At 66.9% G+C, this 19,742-nt stretch carries 19 protein-coding genes and 1 pseudogene; 7 read left to right on the top strand and 13 right to left on the bottom strand.

Annotated features, from left to right (window positions below; translation table 11 throughout):
* Positions 1–165: 165 nt before the first annotated feature.
* Positions 166–1,224 (bottom strand): transporter, encoded by a 1,059-nt coding sequence (locus ABUW04_RS09435; protein WP_380564012.1) that lies wholly within the window; start codon positions 1,222–1,224, stop codon positions 166–168.
* The gene (locus ABUW04_RS09430) at positions 1,221–2,066 is read right to left on the bottom strand and encodes an ABC transporter ATP-binding protein (RefSeq protein ID WP_380564011.1); all 846 of its coding nucleotides are present in this window, start codon (positions 2,064–2,066) and stop codon (positions 1,221–1,223) included. Before ABUW04_RS09430 ends, ABUW04_RS09435 begins: the two co-directional genes overlap by 4 nt.
* A 204-nt stretch (positions 2,067–2,270) precedes the next feature.
* On the opposite strand from ABUW04_RS09430, the gene ABUW04_RS09425 reads away from it, so the two are divergent.
* Both ABUW04_RS09425 and ABUW04_RS09420 read left to right on the top strand, forming a co-directional pair.
* Entirely contained in the window at positions 2,271–3,491 is a 1,221-nt protein-coding gene (locus ABUW04_RS09425; RefSeq protein WP_380564009.1) for a sensor histidine kinase, read from the top strand.
* Between the two features lie 52 nt (positions 3,492–3,543).
* Positions 3,544–4,209: a response regulator gene (locus ABUW04_RS09420; protein WP_380564008.1), complete on the top strand. Its 666-nt coding sequence runs from the start codon at positions 3,544–3,546 to the stop codon at positions 4,207–4,209.
* Here ABUW04_RS09420 and ABUW04_RS09415 read toward each other — a convergent pair.
* The 4 genes from ABUW04_RS09415 to ABUW04_RS09400 all read right to left on the bottom strand — a co-directional run bounded on the left by ABUW04_RS09415 (position 4,163) and on the right by ABUW04_RS09400 (position 8,422).
* The gene (locus tag ABUW04_RS09415; protein ID WP_380564007.1) at positions 4,163–5,143 is read right to left on the bottom strand and encodes a bifunctional 5,10-methylenetetrahydrofolate dehydrogenase/5,10-methenyltetrahydrofolate cyclohydrolase; all 981 of its coding nucleotides are present in this window, start codon (positions 5,141–5,143) and stop codon (positions 4,163–4,165) included. The genes ABUW04_RS09420 and ABUW04_RS09415 overlap by 47 nt on opposite strands.
* Positions 5,144–5,205: 62 nt before the next feature.
* Positions 5,206–6,108, bottom strand: a complete 903-nt coding sequence (gene purU, locus ABUW04_RS09410) for a formyltetrahydrofolate deformylase (RefSeq protein ID WP_380564006.1) — start codon at positions 6,106–6,108, stop codon at positions 5,206–5,208.
* Position 6,109: 1 nt separating this feature from the next.
* Positions 6,110–6,976 carry a methylenetetrahydrofolate reductase gene (locus ABUW04_RS09405; RefSeq protein ID WP_380564004.1) on the bottom strand — a complete coding sequence of 289 codons (867 nt, stop codon included), beginning with the start codon at positions 6,974–6,976 and terminating at the stop codon, positions 6,110–6,112.
* A gap of 111 nt (positions 6,977–7,087) precedes the next feature.
* On the bottom strand, positions 7,088–8,422 hold the full coding sequence (locus tag ABUW04_RS09400) for an aminomethyl transferase family protein (protein ID WP_380564003.1): 1,335 nt from the start codon (positions 8,420–8,422) through the stop codon (positions 7,088–7,090).
* A gap of 457 nt (positions 8,423–8,879) precedes the next feature.
* On the opposite strand from ABUW04_RS09400, the gene ABUW04_RS09395 reads away from it, so the two are divergent.
* Positions 8,880–9,812 (top strand): LacI family DNA-binding transcriptional regulator, encoded by a 933-nt coding sequence (locus ABUW04_RS09395; RefSeq protein WP_380564002.1) that lies wholly within the window; start codon positions 8,880–8,882, stop codon positions 9,810–9,812.
* Between the two features lie 713 nt (positions 9,813–10,525).
* On the opposite strand, the gene ABUW04_RS09390 is transcribed toward ABUW04_RS09395, so the two are convergent.
* On the bottom strand, positions 10,526–10,885 hold the full coding sequence (locus ABUW04_RS09390) for a hypothetical protein (RefSeq protein ID WP_380564001.1): 360 nt from the start codon (positions 10,883–10,885) through the stop codon (positions 10,526–10,528).
* Between the two features lie 269 nt (positions 10,886–11,154).
* Between ABUW04_RS09390 and ABUW04_RS09385 the strand changes: the two genes are divergently transcribed.
* The 4 genes from ABUW04_RS09385 (at position 11,155) to ABUW04_RS09370 (ending at position 14,048) form a co-directional block, all read left to right on the top strand.
* Complete coding sequence (locus ABUW04_RS09385) at positions 11,155–12,081, top strand: hypothetical protein (RefSeq protein WP_380564000.1); 927 nt, start codon at positions 11,155–11,157, stop codon at positions 12,079–12,081.
* Positions 11,979–12,524 carry a transposase gene (locus ABUW04_RS09380; protein WP_380564543.1) on the top strand — a complete coding sequence of 182 codons (546 nt, stop codon included), beginning with the start codon at positions 11,979–11,981 and terminating at the stop codon, positions 12,522–12,524. Before ABUW04_RS09385 ends, ABUW04_RS09380 begins: the two co-directional genes overlap by 103 nt.
* Positions 12,525–12,915: 391 nt before the next feature.
* Complete coding sequence (locus ABUW04_RS09375; protein WP_380563999.1) at positions 12,916–13,191, top strand: hypothetical protein; 276 nt, start codon at positions 12,916–12,918, stop codon at positions 13,189–13,191.
* Complete coding sequence (locus ABUW04_RS09370; RefSeq protein ID WP_380563998.1) at positions 13,188–14,048, top strand: hypothetical protein; 861 nt, start codon at positions 13,188–13,190, stop codon at positions 14,046–14,048. The genes ABUW04_RS09375 and ABUW04_RS09370 overlap by 4 nt, the downstream gene beginning before the upstream one ends.
* 251 nt (positions 14,049–14,299) lie before the next feature.
* On the opposite strand, the gene ABUW04_RS09365 is transcribed toward ABUW04_RS09370, so the two are convergent.
* The 6 genes and pseudogenes from ABUW04_RS09365 to ABUW04_RS09340 form a co-directional block, all read right to left on the bottom strand.
* Positions 14,300–14,902, bottom strand: a complete 603-nt coding sequence (locus ABUW04_RS09365; protein ID WP_380564542.1) for an HNH endonuclease signature motif containing protein — start codon at positions 14,900–14,902, stop codon at positions 14,300–14,302.
* Positions 14,903–16,639: 1,737 nt separating this feature from the next.
* The gene (locus tag ABUW04_RS09360) at positions 16,640–16,984 is read right to left on the bottom strand and encodes a hypothetical protein (protein WP_380563996.1); all 345 of its coding nucleotides are present in this window, start codon (positions 16,982–16,984) and stop codon (positions 16,640–16,642) included.
* Positions 16,985–17,023: 39 nt separating this feature from the next.
* Positions 17,024–17,293: pseudogene (locus tag ABUW04_RS09355) on the bottom strand (integrase core domain-containing protein); the annotation flags it as partial.
* A gap of 10 nt (positions 17,294–17,303) precedes the next feature.
* On the bottom strand, positions 17,304–18,677 hold the full coding sequence (locus ABUW04_RS09350; RefSeq protein ID WP_380563994.1) for an IS30 family transposase: 1,374 nt from the start codon (positions 18,675–18,677) through the stop codon (positions 17,304–17,306).
* Positions 18,568–19,347, bottom strand: coding sequence for an IS3 family transposase (locus ABUW04_RS09345; protein WP_380563992.1), 780 nt, complete (start codon positions 19,345–19,347; stop codon positions 18,568–18,570). Before ABUW04_RS09345 ends, ABUW04_RS09350 begins: the two co-directional genes overlap by 110 nt.
* Positions 19,344–19,643, bottom strand: a complete 300-nt coding sequence (locus ABUW04_RS09340) for a transposase (protein WP_380563991.1) — start codon at positions 19,641–19,643, stop codon at positions 19,344–19,346. Before ABUW04_RS09340 ends, ABUW04_RS09345 begins: the two co-directional genes overlap by 4 nt.
* Positions 19,644–19,742 lie beyond the last annotated feature (99 nt).

Here is a 19,742-nt window from a genome sequence, read left to right as displayed (position 1 = left end):
AGCCCCAGGACAACACCACCGCACCAGTCCCTCGTGCAGGGTGAGTTCCGCATCCGAGCGGGACCGTACCGACGGTTCCCGCGGGTCGGCTTCCGCGAGCGCCTGGCGGTAGTGCCTCGGTCTGGTGTGCCGTGCCGTGTCCATCCCCGAAGACAGCGGGTGAGACTACTGGGCCGGACGCGCCTCCGACAGACGGATGCGCCGGATGCAGAACGCTGTCATGATCCCGGCGAGCACCAGGTAGGCAGCCGTCTCGGACCATTGGAACCGCCAGTAGCGGCTGGCAGGCTGGTACGTCACCACTTGACGCAGGTTCAGCCGGTCGATCGATGCGAAGCATGCCTGCGGTGTCGCGTTCGTCGCCGCGCAGGCCGGGGTCACCGGTCCGGTGAACGGGCGTCCGGCCGGGTCCACGGTCTGCGTCGAGAGGACCCAGGCTCCAGGGATGTTGACCTCCATGCTCACTGACATGCGACTGCCCTCCTGGTCGTAGTGCGTGCCCGGTCCCCCGCTCGTCCGGAGCGCGGTGACGGTGTGTTGCGGCGTAGCGATGTGCGGCCAGACGGTGATGGGCAGCACGACCAGGGCGGCTACGAATACCGCGAAGGTGACGGCCATCGCGGGCAGGGTCCGGCGCACGAGCAGTCCGATGGTGATGCCGAGGACGAGGGCGAACGCGGCGCAGCCCACCGGCAGGACGTCCCGCGCGCCGAAGATCAGGGGGTTGAACCGGTTCGGGATCGCCTGTGTGTTGTAGCCCGGCATGGCGTCTGCCCTGTCGATGGGCCCGGACCACCAGGTGATCAGCCAGCTGCAGAGCCCCGCGGCAGCCATGCCGGTGAGCGTGGTGACACCCAGCTTGACGGCCAGCCAGCGTGTGCGGGTGGTGCTCTGGTTCCAGGTCAGGCGGAACGTCCCGGCCTCCAGTTCGCGGGCGATGAGCGGAGCGCCCCAGAACATCCCCATGGCGGCCAGCGCGAGGTAGCTGCCGCCGATACCGGCGAAATAGAGGACCGGGTAGAGGCTGTCGCCCTTCACTCGGTCCAGGAACGCCGATTGTGCCGCGGAACACGCGTCAGCGGTACGGCAGGTGGCGATCCCGCTGGAGTCGAAGATCTGGTGCAGATTCTGGCCGGTGAGGCAGAAGAGGACCGCGACACCTGCGAGGACGCCGAGCGCCACCATGGCCTGCGTGCGGAATTGGCGCCAGGTGAGCCAGATCATTGCCGTGCCTCCAGAACGGTCCGGTTGCCACCAGGGGTTGGGTCGCGGCTCAGGTACGCCAGGACGAGGTCTTCCAGGCTCGGTTGCGGTGCGCTCCACGCGGGGTCCTGCGCAGCGCGGTCGGCCAGTTCGCCGATGCTGATGACGGACGGGCTCCGCCGATCATCGGCGTCGTCCGGAGGGGCTACGACGCGGTGCCCGGCGAGCAGTTCCTTCACCGGTCCGGCGACCTGCACGCGCGCGGACGTCAGCACGATGAGGTAGTCGCACACCCGCTCCAGATCGGTGATCAGGTGCGAGGAGAGGATGACGCTCATGTCGGCTTCGCCCACCGCGTCGGCCAGCTCCGTCAGGAAGTCCCGGCGGGCCAGCGGGTCGAGGCTGGCCACCGGCTCGTCGAGGATCAGCAGTTCGGGCCGCTTGGCGATCGCCATCGTCAGGGCGAGCTGGGCGAGCTGCCCGCCGGACAGTTCCCCGGCACTCCGGCCGGGGTCCACGCCGAGCCTGTCGATCCGTCGCTGCGCGTACGGCGCGTCCCAGGTCCGGTTGAGCCTGGCCCCGAGCTTGAGGTGGTCGGCAACCGAGAGCGCTGTGTAGAGCGAGGGATTCTGTGCGACGAAGCCGACTCGTGCGAGCTGGGCGCGAGACGACCCGGGACGTCTGCCGAGGACCTCGACACTGCCCGAGGTCGGCGGGGTCAGCCCGACGGCCAGGTTCAGCAGCGTCGACTTTCCGGCGCCGTTCGGCCCGACCAGGCCGACGACGTGGCCGGCCGGGATGGACAGGTTGCAGTCGGTGAGTGCCCAGGTCGTGCGGTAGCGCTTGCTGAGCGCGTCGGCCACGAGGACGGGGGTCATGATCGCTTGCGATCGGTTCGGCGGTGCGGGATCCGGATGTCTCTCATGGCTCCAACGGTGCCGTCGGCGCTTCGGGACAGCGTCCGACCACGGGGCAGTGTTCAAGGCCCTGAGCTGGCCGCAGGTACCACGGGGCGGGTTGTACCCAGGTACGACTCGCATGGCGGATACGGGAGTTATCGTCTGGGCATGGACCCGCTGCATGCGCCGCTGCTGAAGCGCCTGACACCCGCGCACTGGGTCGCGGTCGACTGCGTGGCCGTCCTGTTCCTCACCTTCCTCTACCGGACGACGTTCCGAGGGGCGAGCGGTCTGGTGGGCTCTCAGGTCCTGGACTCCGCACTGGTCACCGCCGCGATGCTCCCTGCCGCTCTGCGGAGGATCTGGCCGCGGACGGTGCTGGCCGTGGTCGTCGTCGCGTGGGTGGCTGTCATGGTGCGGAGCTATCTGCCTGAGCAGCCGGCTGTCGCGATCGCCTTTGTCGTCTACCTCGTCCCGCTGCGGTTCCCGCGACGCAAGGCGCTGCTGCTGCTGATCGGGACAGTGGCCGTGACGACGATCGGCTTCGTCGCCGCGCATCCGTTCCCGAACGGCTACGGCTATCTCGGCGCGAACGCGGTACTGATCAGTGGCGCCTGGCTGACGGGGTTGCTGGTCCGGCAGCAGCGGGCCTACTCGGCCGGGATGCAGGATCTCGCGGAGCGGCGCGCGCGGGCGATGCTGGTGGAGGACCGGCTGCAGATCGCGCGGGAGCTGCACGACGTCGTCGCGCACACGTTGAGCCTGATCGCGGTGCAGGCGGGGGTCGCGAACTTCGTCGTCGCCGAGCGGCCGGAGGAGGCGCCCCGTGCTCTGGCGTCGATCGAGGGGATCAGTCGGAACGCACTGGCCGAGATGCGGGCCATGCTGGGGGTGCTCCGCGCCGACGACCAGGGTGACAGGCTCGGGCCCGCTCCCGGGCTCGAGGATCTGAAGGCGCTGGTCGAGCGGGCGGCCGAAGCCGGCGTTCGGGTCGCCCTGTGCGTCAGGGGTAGTCGGCCGCACCTGTCCGCCGGGATCGACCTCGCGGCCTACCGGGTGATCCAGGAGGCCGTCACCAATGTCATCAAGCACGCCGCGGCCGGCGACTGCCGGGTCACGGTGACGTATGCGGACGATGCACTGGCGCTTGAAGTGACGGACTGCGGACGCGGAATGCGCGGCAACAGCGGCATCCAGGGGCCGGGCCACGGCCTCGTGGGGATGAGGGAGCGGGTGGGCATGTACGGAGGCGAGTTCGAGGCCGGTCCGGGGCCGGAGCGCGGATTCCGGGTCGCTGCGCGGTTCTCGCTGCGCGGGTCGGGGCTGACGGACGGTTCGGGCCCGCTGCACCGTTCCGGTCCGTCACCTGCGTCGGGTACGGCGGCGTGACCGGCGAGGCGCCGTTCCCGAGGTCGGTCATCCGTCCGGGAGCCCTGGCCAGGTGATCCGCGTACTCGTCGCCGACGACCAGGCACTCGTCCGCGGCAGTTTCCGCATCCTGGTCGACACCGCCGCCGACCTCACCGCCGTCGGGGAAGCGGCAACGGGAGCCGAAGCCGTCCGGCTCGCCGGAAGCGAGCGGCCCGACGTCGTCCTGATGGACATCCGAATGCCGGATCTCGACGGCATCGAGGCGACCCGGCGGATCATGTCGTCACCGGGTACCACGGGAGTCAGAATCCTGATCCTGACCACGTTCGGCATCGACGAGTACGTCTTCGCCGCCTTGCGCGCCGGCGCCAGCGGCTTCCTCCTCAAGGACACTCCGCCGGGCGACCTGCTCGCCGCGATTCGCGTCGTCGCGGCCGGCGAAGCACTGCTCGCCCCGGCCGTGACCCGCAGGCTCATTGAGGAGTTCACCCGAAGTCCCGAGGCCGGGCGGCCACCATCAGCGGCGCTCCACGAGACCACGGAGCGCGAGCGCGAAGTGCTGACCCTCATCGGCCTGGGCCTGTCCAACACCGAGATCGCCGACCGGCTCCACGTCAGTCTGTCCACCGCCAAGACCCACATCGGCCGCCTGCTCATGAAGCTCGGCGCGCGCGACCGGGCTCAGCTCGTCATAGCCGCCTATGACGCCGGCCTGGTGCGGCCCCGGTCGGGGTGATGTGCTGTGCCCGAACCGGGCGGTCAGGCGGGCAGGGCCGTGGAGGTGGTGAGGGTGTGCTGGGCGGTGTGCCGGGGGGTGTGCCGGGGTCTGCCGCCCACCGGGCGGCCTGCAGGGTGTTGACCATCAGCATCGCGATGGTCATGGGTCCCACGCCGCCGGGTACCGGGGTGATGCATCCGGCGATGCCGTCGAGTTCGGCGGTGCGCACGTCTCCTCTCAGGCCCCGGTCGGTGCGGTGGATGCCGACGTCGATGACTGCTGCTCCGGGCTTGACGTGTTCGGGGCCGATCAGGCCGAGCACCCCGGTGGCCACCACGAGGACGTCGGCGGGGCGGGTGACCGCGGCGAGGTCGGGGGTGTGCTCGTGGGCGACGGTCACCGTCGCGCCACGGCGCAGCAGGAGTTGCGCCATGGGGCGGCCGACCAGTTCGCCCCAGCCGACCACGGCTGCGTGCGCGCCGCGCAGGGGGACCCGGGCGGCGTCCAGGAGTTCGATCACGCCGCTGGGGGTGCAGGGGCGCAGACCGAACCGGCCGCGGGTCAGCAGTCCGGCGCTGGCGGTGGTCAGGCCGTCGACGTCCTTGCCCACCGGGATGCGGTCGATCAGGGCGGCGGCGTCCAGTGCGCCGGGGAGCGGGAGTTGCAGCAGGATGCCGGAGACCTCCGGGTCCAGGGCCAGTTCGTCGATGACGGCCGCGACCTGGTCGTGGGTGCTGGTCGCGGGCAGCGAGCGGTGGAAGTCGCGCATGCCCGCCTCGCGGACGGCGCGGCGCTTGGCCGCCACGTAGACGGTGCTGGCCGGGTCGTCCCCGACCAGGATGGTCGCCAGTCCCGGTACCGGGCCGCCGAGCCTGGCAGCGCGGGCCACGTCCTCGGCCACGCCGGTTCGGATCCGCTGCGCGACCTTGCGGCCGTCGATGGTGGTGGTCATGGTGGCGGGACGCCTCCTTCTCTGTTCGTGGCGAGCGGTCCGCGCCGGCGCGGGGCGCCGGCTCAGGTGAAGACGATGGTGTGGTTGCCGTGGCGGATGACGCGGTCCTCGGCGTGCCACAGCACGGCGCGCGACAGCACGGCCCGCTCGACGTCCGCGCCGCGCCGCATCAGGTCGGCGGTGCTCTGGGCGTGGGTGACGCGGACGACGTCCTGTTCGATGATGGGTCCCTCGTCCAGGTCGGCGGTCACGTAGTGGGCGGTGGCGCCGACGAGCTTGACGCCGCGTTCCTTGGCCTTGGCGTAGGGGCCGGCGCCGATGAACGCGGGCAGGAACGAGTGGTGGATGTTGATGATGGGCACGCCCGCCTGCTCGATGAAGTCCGCTGACAGGATCTGCATGTAGCGGGCCAGGACGATGAAGTCGACGTTGTCGCGCACCAGGCGCAGGTGCTGGGCTTCGGCCGCGGACTTGTCGGGTCCGGCGGAGGGCACGTGGAAGAAGGGGATGCCGAAGCCGCGGACCTCCTCGGCGACGTCGGGGTGGTTGGAGACGACCATGGCCACGGTCACTGGCAGCTCACCACGTCGGTGCCGCCACAGCAGGTCCAGCAGGCAGTGGTCGGACTTGGAGGCGAAGATGGCCACGCGCTTGGGCACGGAGGTGTCGCGCAGCGTGAAGCTCAGTCCGGAGGCGGCGGCGACCTGGGTGTCCAGGTCCTCGCGCAGCCGGGGCAGGGCGGCCGGCAGGTTCTCCAGTCCGAACACGGTGCGCTGGAAGAATGCGCCGCCGTACGGGTCGTCGGAGTACTGGTCCAGGGCCAGGATGTTGGCGCCGTGCAGGGCCAGCGTGGAGGCGACCGCGGCGACCAGGCCGGTGCGGTCCGGGCCCTGGACGATGAGGGTGGCCGTGTTGGCCCCGGCCGCCTGACGGGGGCGGGCGGGGGTTTCCTGAGTGAGGGTCATCTCAGCCTTCCTTGCTGAAGCGGGCGGCCCAGGCGGAGGTCGCCTCCAGGCCGCCGAAGGTGTAGAGGTGCACACTGACCCGGCCGTGGCGGCGCTGGTCGTGACGCCGGGTCAGGGCGCGCAGGAACCGGTCGGGGCCGGTCGTGCCCATCAGGTTGGTCAGTGAGAACCCGTACTTCCTGGCGATCGAGGCGCTGGTGCCCACCCCGAAGCGGGCCGCGTAGCCCATCAGCCGGCGCACCCCGGCCGGGCCGGGCACCCCGATGCGCACCGGCAGGTCGATGCCGCGCTCGCGCAGTTCCTCCAGCCAGTCCAGCACCGGGTCCACGTCGAACCCGAACTGCGTGATCACACTGCCGCTCATCCGCTCCTCACGCAGCGCTGCGGACTTGTCCTCAAGAGCCGCCCACAGGGCGGAGTCCGCGATCGCGGGATGGCCCTCGGGGTAGCCGCTGATGCCCACGCTGCGCACGCCGTACTGCGGCAGCAGTCCGGAGCGGATCAGCGACAGGGCATCGGGGTAGGGGCCGTGGGGGGTGGCCGGGTCGCCGCCGACCGCGAACACCTCCCCGCTGGTGCCGTCGGCCTCGAGGGCGGCCAGGAACTCCTCGAAGGCGGCGCGCGAGGCCAGGCGGCGCGCGGAGATGTGCGGGACGGGCACGAAGCCCAGGCGCCGCACGGCGCGGGCGGCCTCGCGGCGCATGGCCAGGTCCTCGTTGCCCAGGAAGGTGACGTTGATCCGGGTGCCGGCCGGGATGGCGGTGCGGGCCTGTTCGAGTCCGGCCACGTCCTTGCCGGTCATCTCCAGCGAGAAGTCGTCCATCAGCGGCGGGGCCAGGGTCTCGGACAGCGGGGTGCCGGGGTTCATCGGATTCCTCGTTTCGGTGTCTGCCGCGCGCGGCGGCCCGGACGGCGACAGGGGAGGCGGGCGGCCGGGCCGGGCCCGCTCCCGGTGCGGCGGGGGCGGGCGGCGCGCTGCTCAGGCGTTGTGGCGGTACAGGGTGCGGGCGTGCTGGTTGAACGGGGCCGCCTGGACGGTGGCGCGGATGCGCGGGAACCCGAGGTCGGCCTCGGGCGCGGTTCCGCCGCCGGGGTGCTGGCCCCAGACGACCTCGACCTGCGTACCCGGCGTTGCGTACGGGCTGTCGACCAGCGACAGGCCCAGCACGGTGCCGACCGGGTCGATGGAGGCGGTCTGCATGGTGACCCCGACCAACCGGCCCTGGTGCTCGATGCGGTGGCGCGAGTAGGTCAGCACGAAACCCGGGTCCTGCCCCAGCACCCGGCGCACCTCCCCGGGGTCGAGGACCAGGGTGACCTTGGCGCGGTGCGGCTGGGCGGCGGCCCTCTGCAGCGCCTCGCGGCCGATGAAGTCGTGGTTGAAGGACACGACCTTGCCGTAGCCGAGGTCGTAGGGCGTGCAGTAGTAGTCCTCGATGTCCGGGGAGAAGTAGCTGCCGTTCAGCGGGCGCTGGCCCTCGATGCCGAACAGCGCCAGCTGGCGCCGGTATTCCAGCAGCTCGGGGTCGGTGTAGATGCCGGGCACCGGGGAGGGGACCCAGCCGCTCTCCACACTGGGCGTGGTGTAGGCCAGCGCGCCCACCCGCACCAGGCCCAGCGGCTCGCCCTCGCGCAGCAGCGCGTCCTGCACGTACTGCCCGTGCTCCCAGGGGCCGATGAACTCGAACCCGGCCTGGCCGGCCATGCCGTGCCGCAGCGCGCGGAAGCGGCGGCCGTCCAGCTCGACCGGGCTGGAGTGGAAGAACCTGGTCTTGGGCAGCGGTCCGCCGAAGACCCGCTCGATCAGCTCGGCCGCCAGCGGCCCCTGGACCTGGTAGCGGAACAGCACCGGGTCCCCGCCCTTGCGGAACGCCGAGGACGGGTCGGTGCGGAACGAGACGTCGTAGCCGTTCCTCTCGCCGTGGTACTGCACCCAGTGCTGGGCGGCCGGGACGCCGCTGAGGGTGAAGGACTGCTCGCCGTCGCGTGCCAGGATGCCGTCGGTGACGATGTGCCCGTTCGCGGTCACCGGCACGAACTGCTTGGCCTGGCCGACGGCGAAGTCCTCGAAGCTGTTCGAGCCGGTCTCGCTCAGCAGCCGCAGCGCGTCCGGACCCTCGATGAACAGGTCGAACATGTGGTGCGAGAGGTTGAGCAGCGCCACGCCCCGGTGCCAGGCGGCCTGCTCCTGGCGCCAGCCGGCGTACTCGCGCTCGACGACCTCGGGGGTCCAGGGGGCGGCGCCCGGCTTCCACAGCAGCGCGACCGGCGATCCGGCCTTGTCGATCCCGTCCTGGAGGCTGGGAGTGGTCATGCGTGCGGCTCCTTCAGTCAGTGCGATCATTCGACTAGATCGATCTAGTAATAGGCAGAGAGCAAGTCGACCGGTTGACCGGGGTTGATTGCGAGCACGTTACCCACGGATCACTAGATCGATCCAGTGATCGGATGACACGTGTTTGCGGCGCACCCCGCCGTCCCCTGAGCGCCGAGCTGCTACAAGGAAGCCCACCGCGCATCGGCAGCTCCCAGCCCTGAACCCCTGAACTGCGCAGATACAACCCCGCGCGGACGTCCTCCGCCCCTGGAGGAGCCGGAGGCCGCGCCGTGCGCAACCTAAGCGTGCAAAGCGCAGGACGCCTCAGCGCGGTCTCCCGGCAACGAACACCGGGGCCCGGGTCAGCCGCGCACCACCTGCGCCGCGGTTCGCCTTAGAATCCACAAGGCCTGCTCGCGCCGCCCGGCGCGGCAATCGCTGCGGGGAGTGACTCATGGACGGTCGCAAGCGGGTCACACTCAAGGACGTCGCCGCAGCCAGCGGCGTCTCACGCGCGACCGCCAGCTTCGTCCTCAACGACGACCCCAGGCAGAGCTTCCCCGCCAGTACCCGCGACCGGGTCCGACGGGCCGCCCATGAGCTCGGATACGTGCCCCACGGCCTGGCCCGCGCCCTGCGCGAGGGCACCTCACGGATCGTCGTGCTCAACCTGGACCGAGAGCTCGAAGGCAACTACTGCCAGAGCTACATCCGCGGACTCGACGACGAACTCGCCGCCCACGACCACGTCCTGCTGGTGCGCCACGGCCACGCGGCCCCCCAGGCCACCCAGCAGATCCTGGACACCATCGTGCCCCGCGCCGTCCTGCGCTTCGGCGAGGCCTACCTCAGCGGACACGCCCTGGAGGACCAGGGCGGCGGGTGGAACGACGGCCTGGCCGCCCACGCCGCCCTGCAGATCCGCTACCTCGCCCAGGCCGGCCACCGCCACATCGCGCTCGCCCTCCCCGACACCGACTCCCCACTCATCGCCGTACGCGAGCAGTTCGCAGCCGAAGCCGCGCGCGGACTGGACCTACCCCCCATCCAGCCCTTCGTCGTTCCCCTCCCCCGCACCGGACAGCAGACCGCAGTCCAGGCCTTTCTCCAGGCCCACCCACAGGTCACCGCCATCGCCGCCTTCGATGACCGCGTGGCCCTGCGCGCCCTCGCCTCCCTGCACGACCTCGGCATCGACATCCCGGGGCAGATCGCCGTGATGGGCTTCGACGACACCGAGTACGGCAGCCTCACCACCCCGGCCCTCACCACCGTCCACATCGACGCCGAAGCCCACGGACGGCGCTCCGCCCGCGCCGCTCTGGGCCTGGACGACACCGGCCTTCCCAGCACCCCCGCCCGCGTGCTCGCCCGCGGATCAGCCTGACCCCGAGGGCAAGGCGGAAGCCTCCGCCGGGCACGATCGGTTGCTGCAACTGAGCGTGGGGCGGGCGGATCCAGATCAGGCGAGGGCCGCGGCCCGCTGGTCGAGTTCCTGGGCGGCGGGCACTGTCCTGAAGCGGTTCAGGCGAGCGCGCCCTACCCAAGCCCAACAGGGGAGTTGTCAGTTTAGCGATGGGTACGCGCGATCGAGCTCGTGCGCGCCCCGGCGCTCCAGCTGGGCCGATGCGCGCGGCGCATACGGGTCGGGGTGTCCGATACGGCCACCGCATGCCTGGTGTTCGCTGCCCCGACTATCGTCACCACACGTCGACGTAGACCCCAACAACCACAGGAGCAAGGGCCGCGTCCGAGCGGTGCAGACGTGTACCAACGCGGCTCGAACCCGTTGCTCGGCCCTGTCGAGGAGGTGAACGAGATGACCGAATCCAACATGACCAACTCCACGGCCGGTACTGGCGGTGGCGGCGGTGGAACGGGTGGTGGCGGCAAGCAGACCGACAAGTCGGGCGGTCTCCGTAGTGGCGCTGGACGCTAACGCGCCTGCGGTACGAGCGGTCTCGACTCCGAAGCGTTGGGGTCGAGACCGCTGCATGGTCGTCACGTGTGAGCATGAGCGGCAAACCGCAGGCTGCGAGCTCTTCACCGGGCATCCGGGCCTTGCCTGAAGTGACCATCGGCATTGGACAGTTGCCGACTTCAGTAGGGCGGTGTTCCAGGCGGCCCGCTGGGAGAAAACCAGCCGTACTGGTTACAGGTGCGGCAAGATCGGTGAAACGGTTCGGGGCCGTTGCGCCTCCACTCGTACGTGGTGACGATGCCGGTACCAGCGCAAAAGCGGCACTCTCGCCAGCCAGCGCGGAGGGCAGCTTGGCGGCGGTGTTCGTTGTGGCGGGCCACCTTCCCCTGGGCTTCTGCTGCGACAACGCCCGAGCAGATTGCCAGGATGATGAGGAAGGCACCGAAGATGATGCTCGCTACGTCGTGTTGGGCTGCCCCATAGAAGATGAGAATCCAGGTGCCAACGATGCCAAAAACGAAGGTAAGTGCCGTCGCCATGCATCCCATGTAGAGCCCCCCGGCCCGGGCCACACCAGAGGCCCACGTAACAGATTGTGTCGATCTAGGCACGTTAGGTCAATGTCCGGATGCGCGCAGCCGATCCGCTCAACTACAACCGGCTCCCATGGGAGGGCACCGTGCAGTTGACCCTTGAGCGATGCTGCGCCGCCGGCCACGCCAGTTGGCTTTCCTGAAGCCGGGGCGCTGGGACTTCAGCCGTCAGTTAATGGAAAGTCAAATTGGTCATTTGGTATAATTAGTGCGATATGCAAAGCCCGTTACAGCGCCTCTACCGCACGAAGCTCGCTCTCCTCGCCACCGTCTCGACCGTGGCGGGTATCGGCTTACTGGTGCTGGCGCACTGGGTGAGTGGCCACCTGTACGGCTCGTGGGTGTTGAACCTGCCCATCGGCGACGTCGGCTCGGCGCTCTTCACCACAGGCCTCATCGCCATCCTGTTCGAGTACATCAACCAGGCGGACGCCGAGGAACGCGCTAATGAACGGCTCCGCAAGGTACTCAAAGAGGAAGCCCCGGCCATCCGGGACGCCGTGGTCGACGGCTTCGCCTTTGCGCCAGAGGCCCTGACGAACGTCTCCTCTCCGGAGACCCTCGACCGCATCATCACCAACTGCCTGACGATCCAGTTGGGCGATCCCGAGTTGGCCGCCGACTCCTACACCGATCTCCGGGAGCAGGTGGTTCGGTCGCCGGAGCGCTTCTACGACGCCCGGGTGTCGGCCGACCTGGCTCCGTGGGAGGGCGACCCGTCCACTGGTGACTCCATGTTCGTCGCCACCATCCGGTGGGAGTACCGCGTTACCCCGACCAGTTCGACCATGCGGTTCGCCTGTGTGTCCGATCTGGACGAGTACCGAGAGCTGCGCCAAGACCTCAGTGTGACGGATGCCTGGTACTTCGAGCCGCTCGCCGGCCTCAATGGCGCTGCTCCCGAAGCGGCCACCGAGCAGGACATCGACGCCCTCGACCTCATCCACGCAGGCCTGACCGGCCAGGGCTTCCAGCCCGTCGAGCACGTCGTCGACCGCGGCTACACCAGCCCCGACAGCATCCACCACGCCGCCCAGCACTGGAACATCACCCTCCTGGGCCCGGTTCGCGACGACCCCCGCGCAGGCGAACACGCCGGCTTCACCAAGCAGGACTTCCATATCGACTGGCAGGCACCCTGACCTGCCCCCACGGCATCACCAGCCCACCTTGGAAACCCACCCCCGGCGACGGCCATGCACGACTGTCCGTGCTCTTCCCGCGCAAGGCCTGCCGGGAGTGCGACGACCGACTCAGCTGCACCGGCACCATCGACGGCAAGGGCCGCCACATCTTCCTGCTTCCTCAGGCCCAGCAGGAGATCCAGACCCGGGTCCGACAAGAGCAGACCACGCACGAATGGCGGGAGCGCTTCGCACTGCGAGCCGGCTGCGAGGCCACGGTCTCCGAGACCGTCCACGCCCACGGCCTACGGACCTGCCGCTACCGCGGCACTGAGAAGACCCACGTCCAACACGTCCTGACCGCAGCAGGCACCAACGTCATACGCCTCAGCCAGCGCCCAGACCGCCAACACCGATCAAGCACCCCCTTCCACCGGCTCTGCCAAAGCCTCAACTGCTGAAGATCACCAACAACATCCTGAAAGTGGGTCAGAACCACGATTCACCCGTCGCCGACACGCATCTCGGGGCTACTCGCCAGCGACCCGACTCCATCCGTTGAGGTGAGCTTCCCGGGGTGGGTGTTCCCCAAGGGCGGGGTGGCGTTCGTGTGGGTGTTGGAGGACGAGTTGACGGCAGCTAACGCTGCAGCCGAGTAGGTTGCTGGAAAATTTCAGCATGATCCATATTGTCAATGGATGCCTGATCTTTCCTAAACGCACTGACTCGCCAGACGCCTCCGTGCCAGACTTAGACTGGGCCAGGGGGAACAGTATGAGTAGATCAACTAAGTGGATTGTCACAAATGCGGCCACGGTAGCAACCTTCGTCTTGACGCTACTATTCGCACGCTTGATCGCCTGGGACTGGGTGCACACCGAGGACGTGAACCGGTATGTACTCGCTGCGGCAGCTGCGACGGTAAGTTCCTCCGCTGTGCTGGCCTCCGGCGCCTGGTGGGCGGGGCGAGAATCGGCTTCATCTAGCGAATCAACCGCGACACCAGAGATGTCGAAAAAGACGGCTGCAACAATCGAAACCCAGATCAATGGAAATATTAAGGGGAATGTTGCACCGCACGGCAAGATTTATGTAAATCAGCCGAAGCGTCGAAAGAAGCAGCCGTGAGCAAAAGGAAGCCATCCGAATCTGTTGAGAATCAGTTCAATGGGTCGATTGATGGGAACGTGGCACCTCATGGGAACATCTTCGTTGGGTTATCAGGCGGTCAAGCAACGATACTCGTAGTTGCAGCTGTCCTCTCGTTTACGGTGGCCGCCCTAGTGTTCGCCCACTTTGACGCATCACTGCACCAGCCTCAACCACCAGTCAGTGAATCGCCAAGCCCTGCAGATCTGAAGTCCAGCATCACGTACCGTCAGGATGGTGGGGAAAGCGTCTCTGACTACATTCCAACAGAGTCTGAATACTCCAAATATCTTGATACTTTGCAGGGTCAAACGCGCGATGCCAGCTATGTGAGCTTCTGGAGCAGAGCGCATTTGGTCAGAGTGAGGGACGCCTATAAGCTCTCGATCACAAATGCCGGGGGCACCCTCGCAACTATTGAGGACATCAAACCCATAATTGTGAAGCGCGAGCCGCCGCTCACGGCAGCCTGGTACGAACCCTTGGGCGGCGCGGCGCCAGTGGAGGGCACCATTGCGTCCCTTGATCTCGATGAGCACTATCCAACGCTCAAAACAAGCGCTGGTGGCCTATTCATCCAGCAATCCGTGCCCCTGAAAGCTGGCGATACCTTTAACATCACCGTGAAGCCAAGCGCCAACGCGTCCTACTGTGATTACTACTTCCAGGTTACATATATTGCAAATGGAGTTCAGAAGACCTACGCCATCAAGGACGACAACTACCTTGTGAAGAATGCGACTAAAGACTTCGAATTAAGCGCGGCCTCGCCGTTGTCAAAGTACAAAGTGGTATTCAAGGCCCACGGATTTGGCTACGTGGAGAATTTCAATTAATTGACAGTGGGTCGCCTTTAGCCTGCGCAACTGCCCTAGGCTGGCCCAGCCTTCGCCTTGGCCATAGGCTGCGCCGAGAGGCCGGCCAAAACCGAATAATGTACTGGGCCGACGGGGCTTACGCCTAACGTGACGGCGGCCCAACGCTGCTTCGTCCTAGCTCGGTAGATGCCGTAGTTTGGGCGAGGCGCACGCCGTACGGCGAATAAAGGGAGAGCAGTTGGAGTCTGGCCTGTCAGCGGGGGCATACTCTACCCGCGTGCCCGACGGTTTCGATGCAAAATTCGAGCCCCAGGACGACAATCGCTGACCCTTGCCGAACACAAGCTAATCGTGCCGGTATCAAGGCTCGCATGATAGTGATACCCACCACCGGATGGCTCGATGAGCAAGTTGGGGTTATCGGTTATAGTGCCCAGCTTGTAGCTCTCGGAGAGCCAAATGAGGGGCCAAGTGCAGGCGGTGACGTCGACCGCATGTGAGTGTTTCCGCTTCCCGTCGACATTATGAGTGCAGCGACCGGGCCGACCGGAAAGCTCCTCACCGATGAATTCTATGAGCCGAAGCAAGGTCTCTGGCTTCTTTACGACCGCATCCCGGAGGGCTCTGATCTGCTCTTCGGTCACCTCGGGGTACTGCTTGCCATCGAAAAGGGTGTGGCAGTTGGAGCACAAGGGCAACATGTTGCCGAGGTGGTGAAAGTGGCGAACGGCTTCACCATAGTGCCACTCTCGTGGGGGCTTCTGACCGTCGATCTCCTCGCCAGCAATAGCGAAGCATCGCGGCCACTCAATGATGTGCGCCACCTCCAAGGGGCGCTCCAGGCCGCATCGAAGGCAGCGATCACCCAGCATTCGGTATGTGAGCTTGGCAAGGTACTTGGGCGTATCCGGGCGCGCAAAAGTGGCCACCCCGCCATGCTACGACCGGGGGCGACAGGGCCCAAGGAGAGCGGAGGACAGCACACTCGACACAGCTACCCGTCGGCCGACTTCCGGCATTGAGTTTGGTAGTGCAACGGGCTTACACCAGCCCGTTGCAGCGTGAGGGAAGCTGACACACACTCAGCGTGGCTCAACAGCAGTTGCTGTAGGCGGCCTGGCCGTCGTAGGTCACGGTGTAGCGAGAGCTCTGCCCATCCGCCGGCCTCTCGATGTCGAAGGTCAGCGTCAACGGTGGGGTCAAGGGCAACGCCACGGTTGGCGTGAAGCGCCCCCAACTCGGTTGTCTGCCTAGGCCTCATCTTTCACTCTCGTACTACGTCGCTTCCCTTGTAACTCATCCTATAGCCGTGGCTTGCAATCTCATGGGACCATCTGGAGCCGGATCGCCTGAAGTTGTAACGCTTATAGTCGGGAGAAATATTGAGCACCCTTTTGGGTAGCAATGCAGCGAAGACGCTGCGTGAGCTCTCGGCGACGATTAACGCCGTCATCCTCATAGTCGGCATGGTAGGCGCAGGAGTTGGATGGGTTGCTGCCAGCCATACACGAGGGTCAGCTGGCGTCGTAATTACGTGCGGGATCGCAGTGAGTGCAGGCGCTGCGCTTTGGTTATTCTTAACTTGGATGTACGATCCAATTCCTATCGAATACTTGTCCCTGGTTCACGAGCTGACAATAGAGCGTGTTGGAAATCATCGCAGATACATATATTCGAGAAGTGTCGCAGTGCGAGCGCGCCGCAATGGAGTTCGCATCGTTCAATTTACTGAACTATGGACTGGTTTCGCTAGTGCCGGTAATGTGACCACCCCGGCGGTGGATAATCCGAACTTTGTGGCTTTTAGCTCCATGCGGCCAGAGAGAAATGGAGTCGGCCATACTTTTGTCTATTTCGGACGTCCGCTATCGCGAGGGGAGGTTGAAGAGTTCAAGCTGAGTCAGACATTTGAGGATGACCTGCGGCCAATGGAGCCTTTCCATTGGGGTGGAAGCGGAAAAATTACCGCACGGTCGCTAGTGACAATCACTCGATTTGCTGATGCAGAGGACCCTGGAGAGAAGGGCGTGCAGGGCGTTATTGTTGATCGTACGAGACGAGAGGCCAGGACCGTTGGGGCCCTTCAATTTGAGCGATCCTTTAACATCCCTGGCTATGTCGACTATGTACAACGGGTTGAACGCCCGAAGCGTCTTCACTCGTACGGCATACGTTGGCAGTAGTTCCGTTTGAAAGGTCGCAGCATTAGGTGCCTAGATTCCAGAGTAGCCGCGTGTGAGCGCGCCCTTTGCATGCCTCAGGCAAGGAATCCAGTCGGTCATACTCATCACGATCCGGAACTGCTGCCCGGAATCCCAACGATGCCAGTATTGATCGTTTTGCCACCGCGTTGCCACGCGTGAGCGTGAAGGTGCCCGACAGTTGTACCCATGAAGACAACAGCGGCCCCCATCACCAACATCGGGGCGTATGCAGGTGACGCCCTTGTCCGAGCCTGACATTGCTACATGGGTACAACTGTCCCGCACGAAGCAGGGGCTTCCGGAGAAGGTGACAGACCCGGACACCGTGGCGGCACTCGCCGAGTTGGTGCGCGTCGCTCAGGCGACGGAGGAGGCCCGCCGCGCTGAGCAGTACGAACGCGCTGCCTAGACCTTCCACACAATCTCAATGTGGTCAGGGTTGAAGCGATAGCCATGCCACTTCATGTAACCCAGGTGCCCGGGGTGGATGATGACGCGCTCCACCACCAGCCGGATGACGCTGCGTCGCCACTCCAGCCCGGCGGACTCCCAGGTCTCGCGGAGCGTCTGGTCACTCGGCACGCTCGACAACGGGTAATCGTCCTGGTGCTGATCCAGGGCCTCCCGCGCTTCCTGCACTCCGGCTTCGGCAATGCCCTTGGCAAGGGTGAACTGCTGTCGAGTGAGCAGATCGGTGGCGTAGTCGGTGACCAACTGGTCGAGCTTGGCCTTGTGCCGCTCGTACTCCATGAGCTTGCTCCGTTTTGACGGACAGGTTCGTTGTGTTGTTCAGGCTGCTTGAAGGGCTTCGTAGTCGTTGGGGCTGAGGTAGCCCAGGCTGCTGTGGAGCCGGTGCAGGTTGAACCAGCCCTCGATGAAGTCGAAGATCGCGTTGTGGGTTGCGGCCCGGGTGGGCCAGCTGCGGGTGCTGATCAGTTCACGCTTGAGGGTGGAGAAGAACGCCTCGGCCAGGGCGTTATCCCAGCACTGTCCGGTGCGCCCGACCGACAGCCGCACGCCGAGTTGCCCGGCGCGTTCGGCCAGCGCCCGGCTCGTGTACTGACCAGGTTCAACCAGTGGACGCAACGCCGGCTTGTTGGAGCGATCGTAGGTGATCGTCGAGGGCTTCAGCGGGTGTCTTCCAGCCGAGGCTCTTGCGGGGTCGGCTGTTGAGTGTGGCGGCGACTGCCTTGATCTCCTCGGCTGTCCACCGGGACAGGTCGGTGCCCTTTGGGAAGTACTGTCGCAGCAGTCCGTTGGTGTTCTCGTTGGTGCCGCGCTGCCAGGGACTGTGCGGGTCGGCGAAGTAGACCGCGACACCGGTCTCGGCCGTGAGCTGGGCGTGTGCCGACAGTTCCTTGCCCCGGTCCCACGTCAGTGACCGCCATATCTGCTCGGGAAGGGTGGCTATTGTCGCCGCCAGTGCGTCCTTCATGGTCACGGCGCCGTATCCGGCCAGGGGCGGCCCGTTCTTGGTACGGGGGACGACGCCGTAGCCGTCCTGGCGGGGCAGGTGGACCAGCACCGTGAACCGGGTCGTGCGCTCGACCAGGGTACCGATCGCCGACCGCTCCAGCCCGATCACCAGGTCGCCTTCCCAGTGCCCGGGCACGGCCCTGCCATCGGCCTCGGCTGGCCGCTCGCCGATCAGCACGTCGGGCGTGACATGAGCCCATGCCTTCCGCTTCGCTCGGGCCCGGGGAACCCGCAAGGCCCTGCCGGTGCGCAGGCGCATGACGAGTTCGCGCTCGAGCGCTCCGCGGCCTTCGATGAACAGGGCCTGGTAGATGGCCTCGTGGCTGATCCGCATGGACTCGTCGTCGGGGAAGTCGACCTTCAGCCGGTTCGCGATCTGTTCCGGGCTCCAGGCCGTGGCCCATCGGCGGTCGCCGCGGTGCGGCTTGTTCCGCCCCTTCCACGGCACGGCCTGCGGCCCCAGTGCCTCCCCGCCGGGATGGCCGACCTCGCCCGCGAGTCGTTCCTGCACGTAGTCCCGCAACCGATCGTTCACGGTCAGTTTCGCCGGTTTCGGACGCTGGGCCACCAGGTCGGCCTTCCACTGTGCGACCGAGGCCCGGTAGTCCAGCCGGCCCCCACGGGTCGCGGCGTTGCGCCGCAGCTCCCGCGATATCGTCGCCGGATCCCGGCCCAGGCGTCGTGCGCTCTCCCGGACTCCGATGCCCTGCGCTTTGAGCAGCGCGATCTCTTCACGCTCGTGAAAGGACAGGTATCGGCCGGACTGCGGGGCGAGATCCATCGGCGGCATGCCGCCACCGTGCCGGAACCAGCGCCCGCCCACAGCCTGCGACACGCCGACCGCAGCTGCCGCCTCCTCAGCGAGCAACCCCTTGGCGATCTCCCGCCAGAACTGGCGTTCCACCTCCCGCCGATGCGCAGGCGCCCCCGGCGACTTCATCGGAGACCTGCCCGTCAACGCCTGCATCCACCCTGCTGGCCGACCCATCAACACCTCCGAACACGAGGTGTTGCGACGATCGGTTGAATCCGCCCTGACAGCCGCGATCGGCGTGGAAGATCACGCCGTGGGGCGGGCGTCGTTGCAGGTGGGCTGCTTGCAGAGCTTCGGCGACCAGTTCGGTGCGCAGGTGGTCGGCGGTGGCCCAGCCGACGATCCTGCGGGAGGCGATGTCGATGACGGTAGTCAGGTAGAGCCAGCCCTCGTCGGTGGGGATGTAGGTGATGTCGCCACACCAGCGCTGGTTCAACGCGGTCGCGTCGGGGGTGAACTGGCGGTTGATCAGGTCCGGACGCCTGGAGGCCCCCGTATCGGGGACGGTAGTGACCGGGCGTCGGCGACGGTGGGCACCCTGCAGTCCGGCCTGGCGCATCAGACGGGCGACGCGTCGACGGCCGCACCGCTGACCCTGGCGCTGCAGGACCGTGTGGACGCGCGGGGCTCCGTAGGTGCCATGTGACTGGGCGTGGACGGCGCTGATCTCCTGGGTCAGTTCCAGGTCGCGGGCCCGGCGCGGGCCGATAGTCCCGCTGCGGCGTGCGTAGAAGGCGGTCCGGGAGACCTCCAGGAGCTCACACGCGCGTTTGACGTTGTGGCCCTGCTGCTTCTCCGCCTCGATGAACGGGTGAACGTTCACCGGGTCCCCGCTGCGAAGAAAGCTGTCGCGCGCCGCAGGATCTCCACGTCCTCGCGCAGGCGGCGGTTCTCTCGCCGCAGAGCCGCCAGCTCCTCCTGCTCGCCGTTGGTCAGGCCCTCGCGCTCGCCGGCGTCGACCTGGGCCTGCTTGACCCAGTCCCGCACCGCGGTCTCGGTCAGGTCGAAGTCCTTGGCCACCTGACCGACGGTGCGGTCCCCGCGCCGGCAGCGCTCGACGATGTCGGCCTTGAACTGCGGCGTGAACGACCGCCGCGGCCGAGGCTTCTTCTTCCCCATGCCTTCCATGATGGACATCCCTCCGGGGCCGTGACCCCTGATCTCGGATGTCCGTCAAAGCGAACCAACCTCACGGATGCTCGGATCGCAGGGCCGTGC

The organism is Streptacidiphilus jeojiensis (genome assembly GCF_042510965.1).
Lineage (GTDB): Bacteria > Actinomycetota > Actinomycetes > Streptomycetales > Streptomycetaceae > Streptacidiphilus > Streptacidiphilus jeojiensis.
Note: the sequence above shows the minus strand (reverse complement) of the source record. Positions and strands in the feature narration are given on the sequence as shown.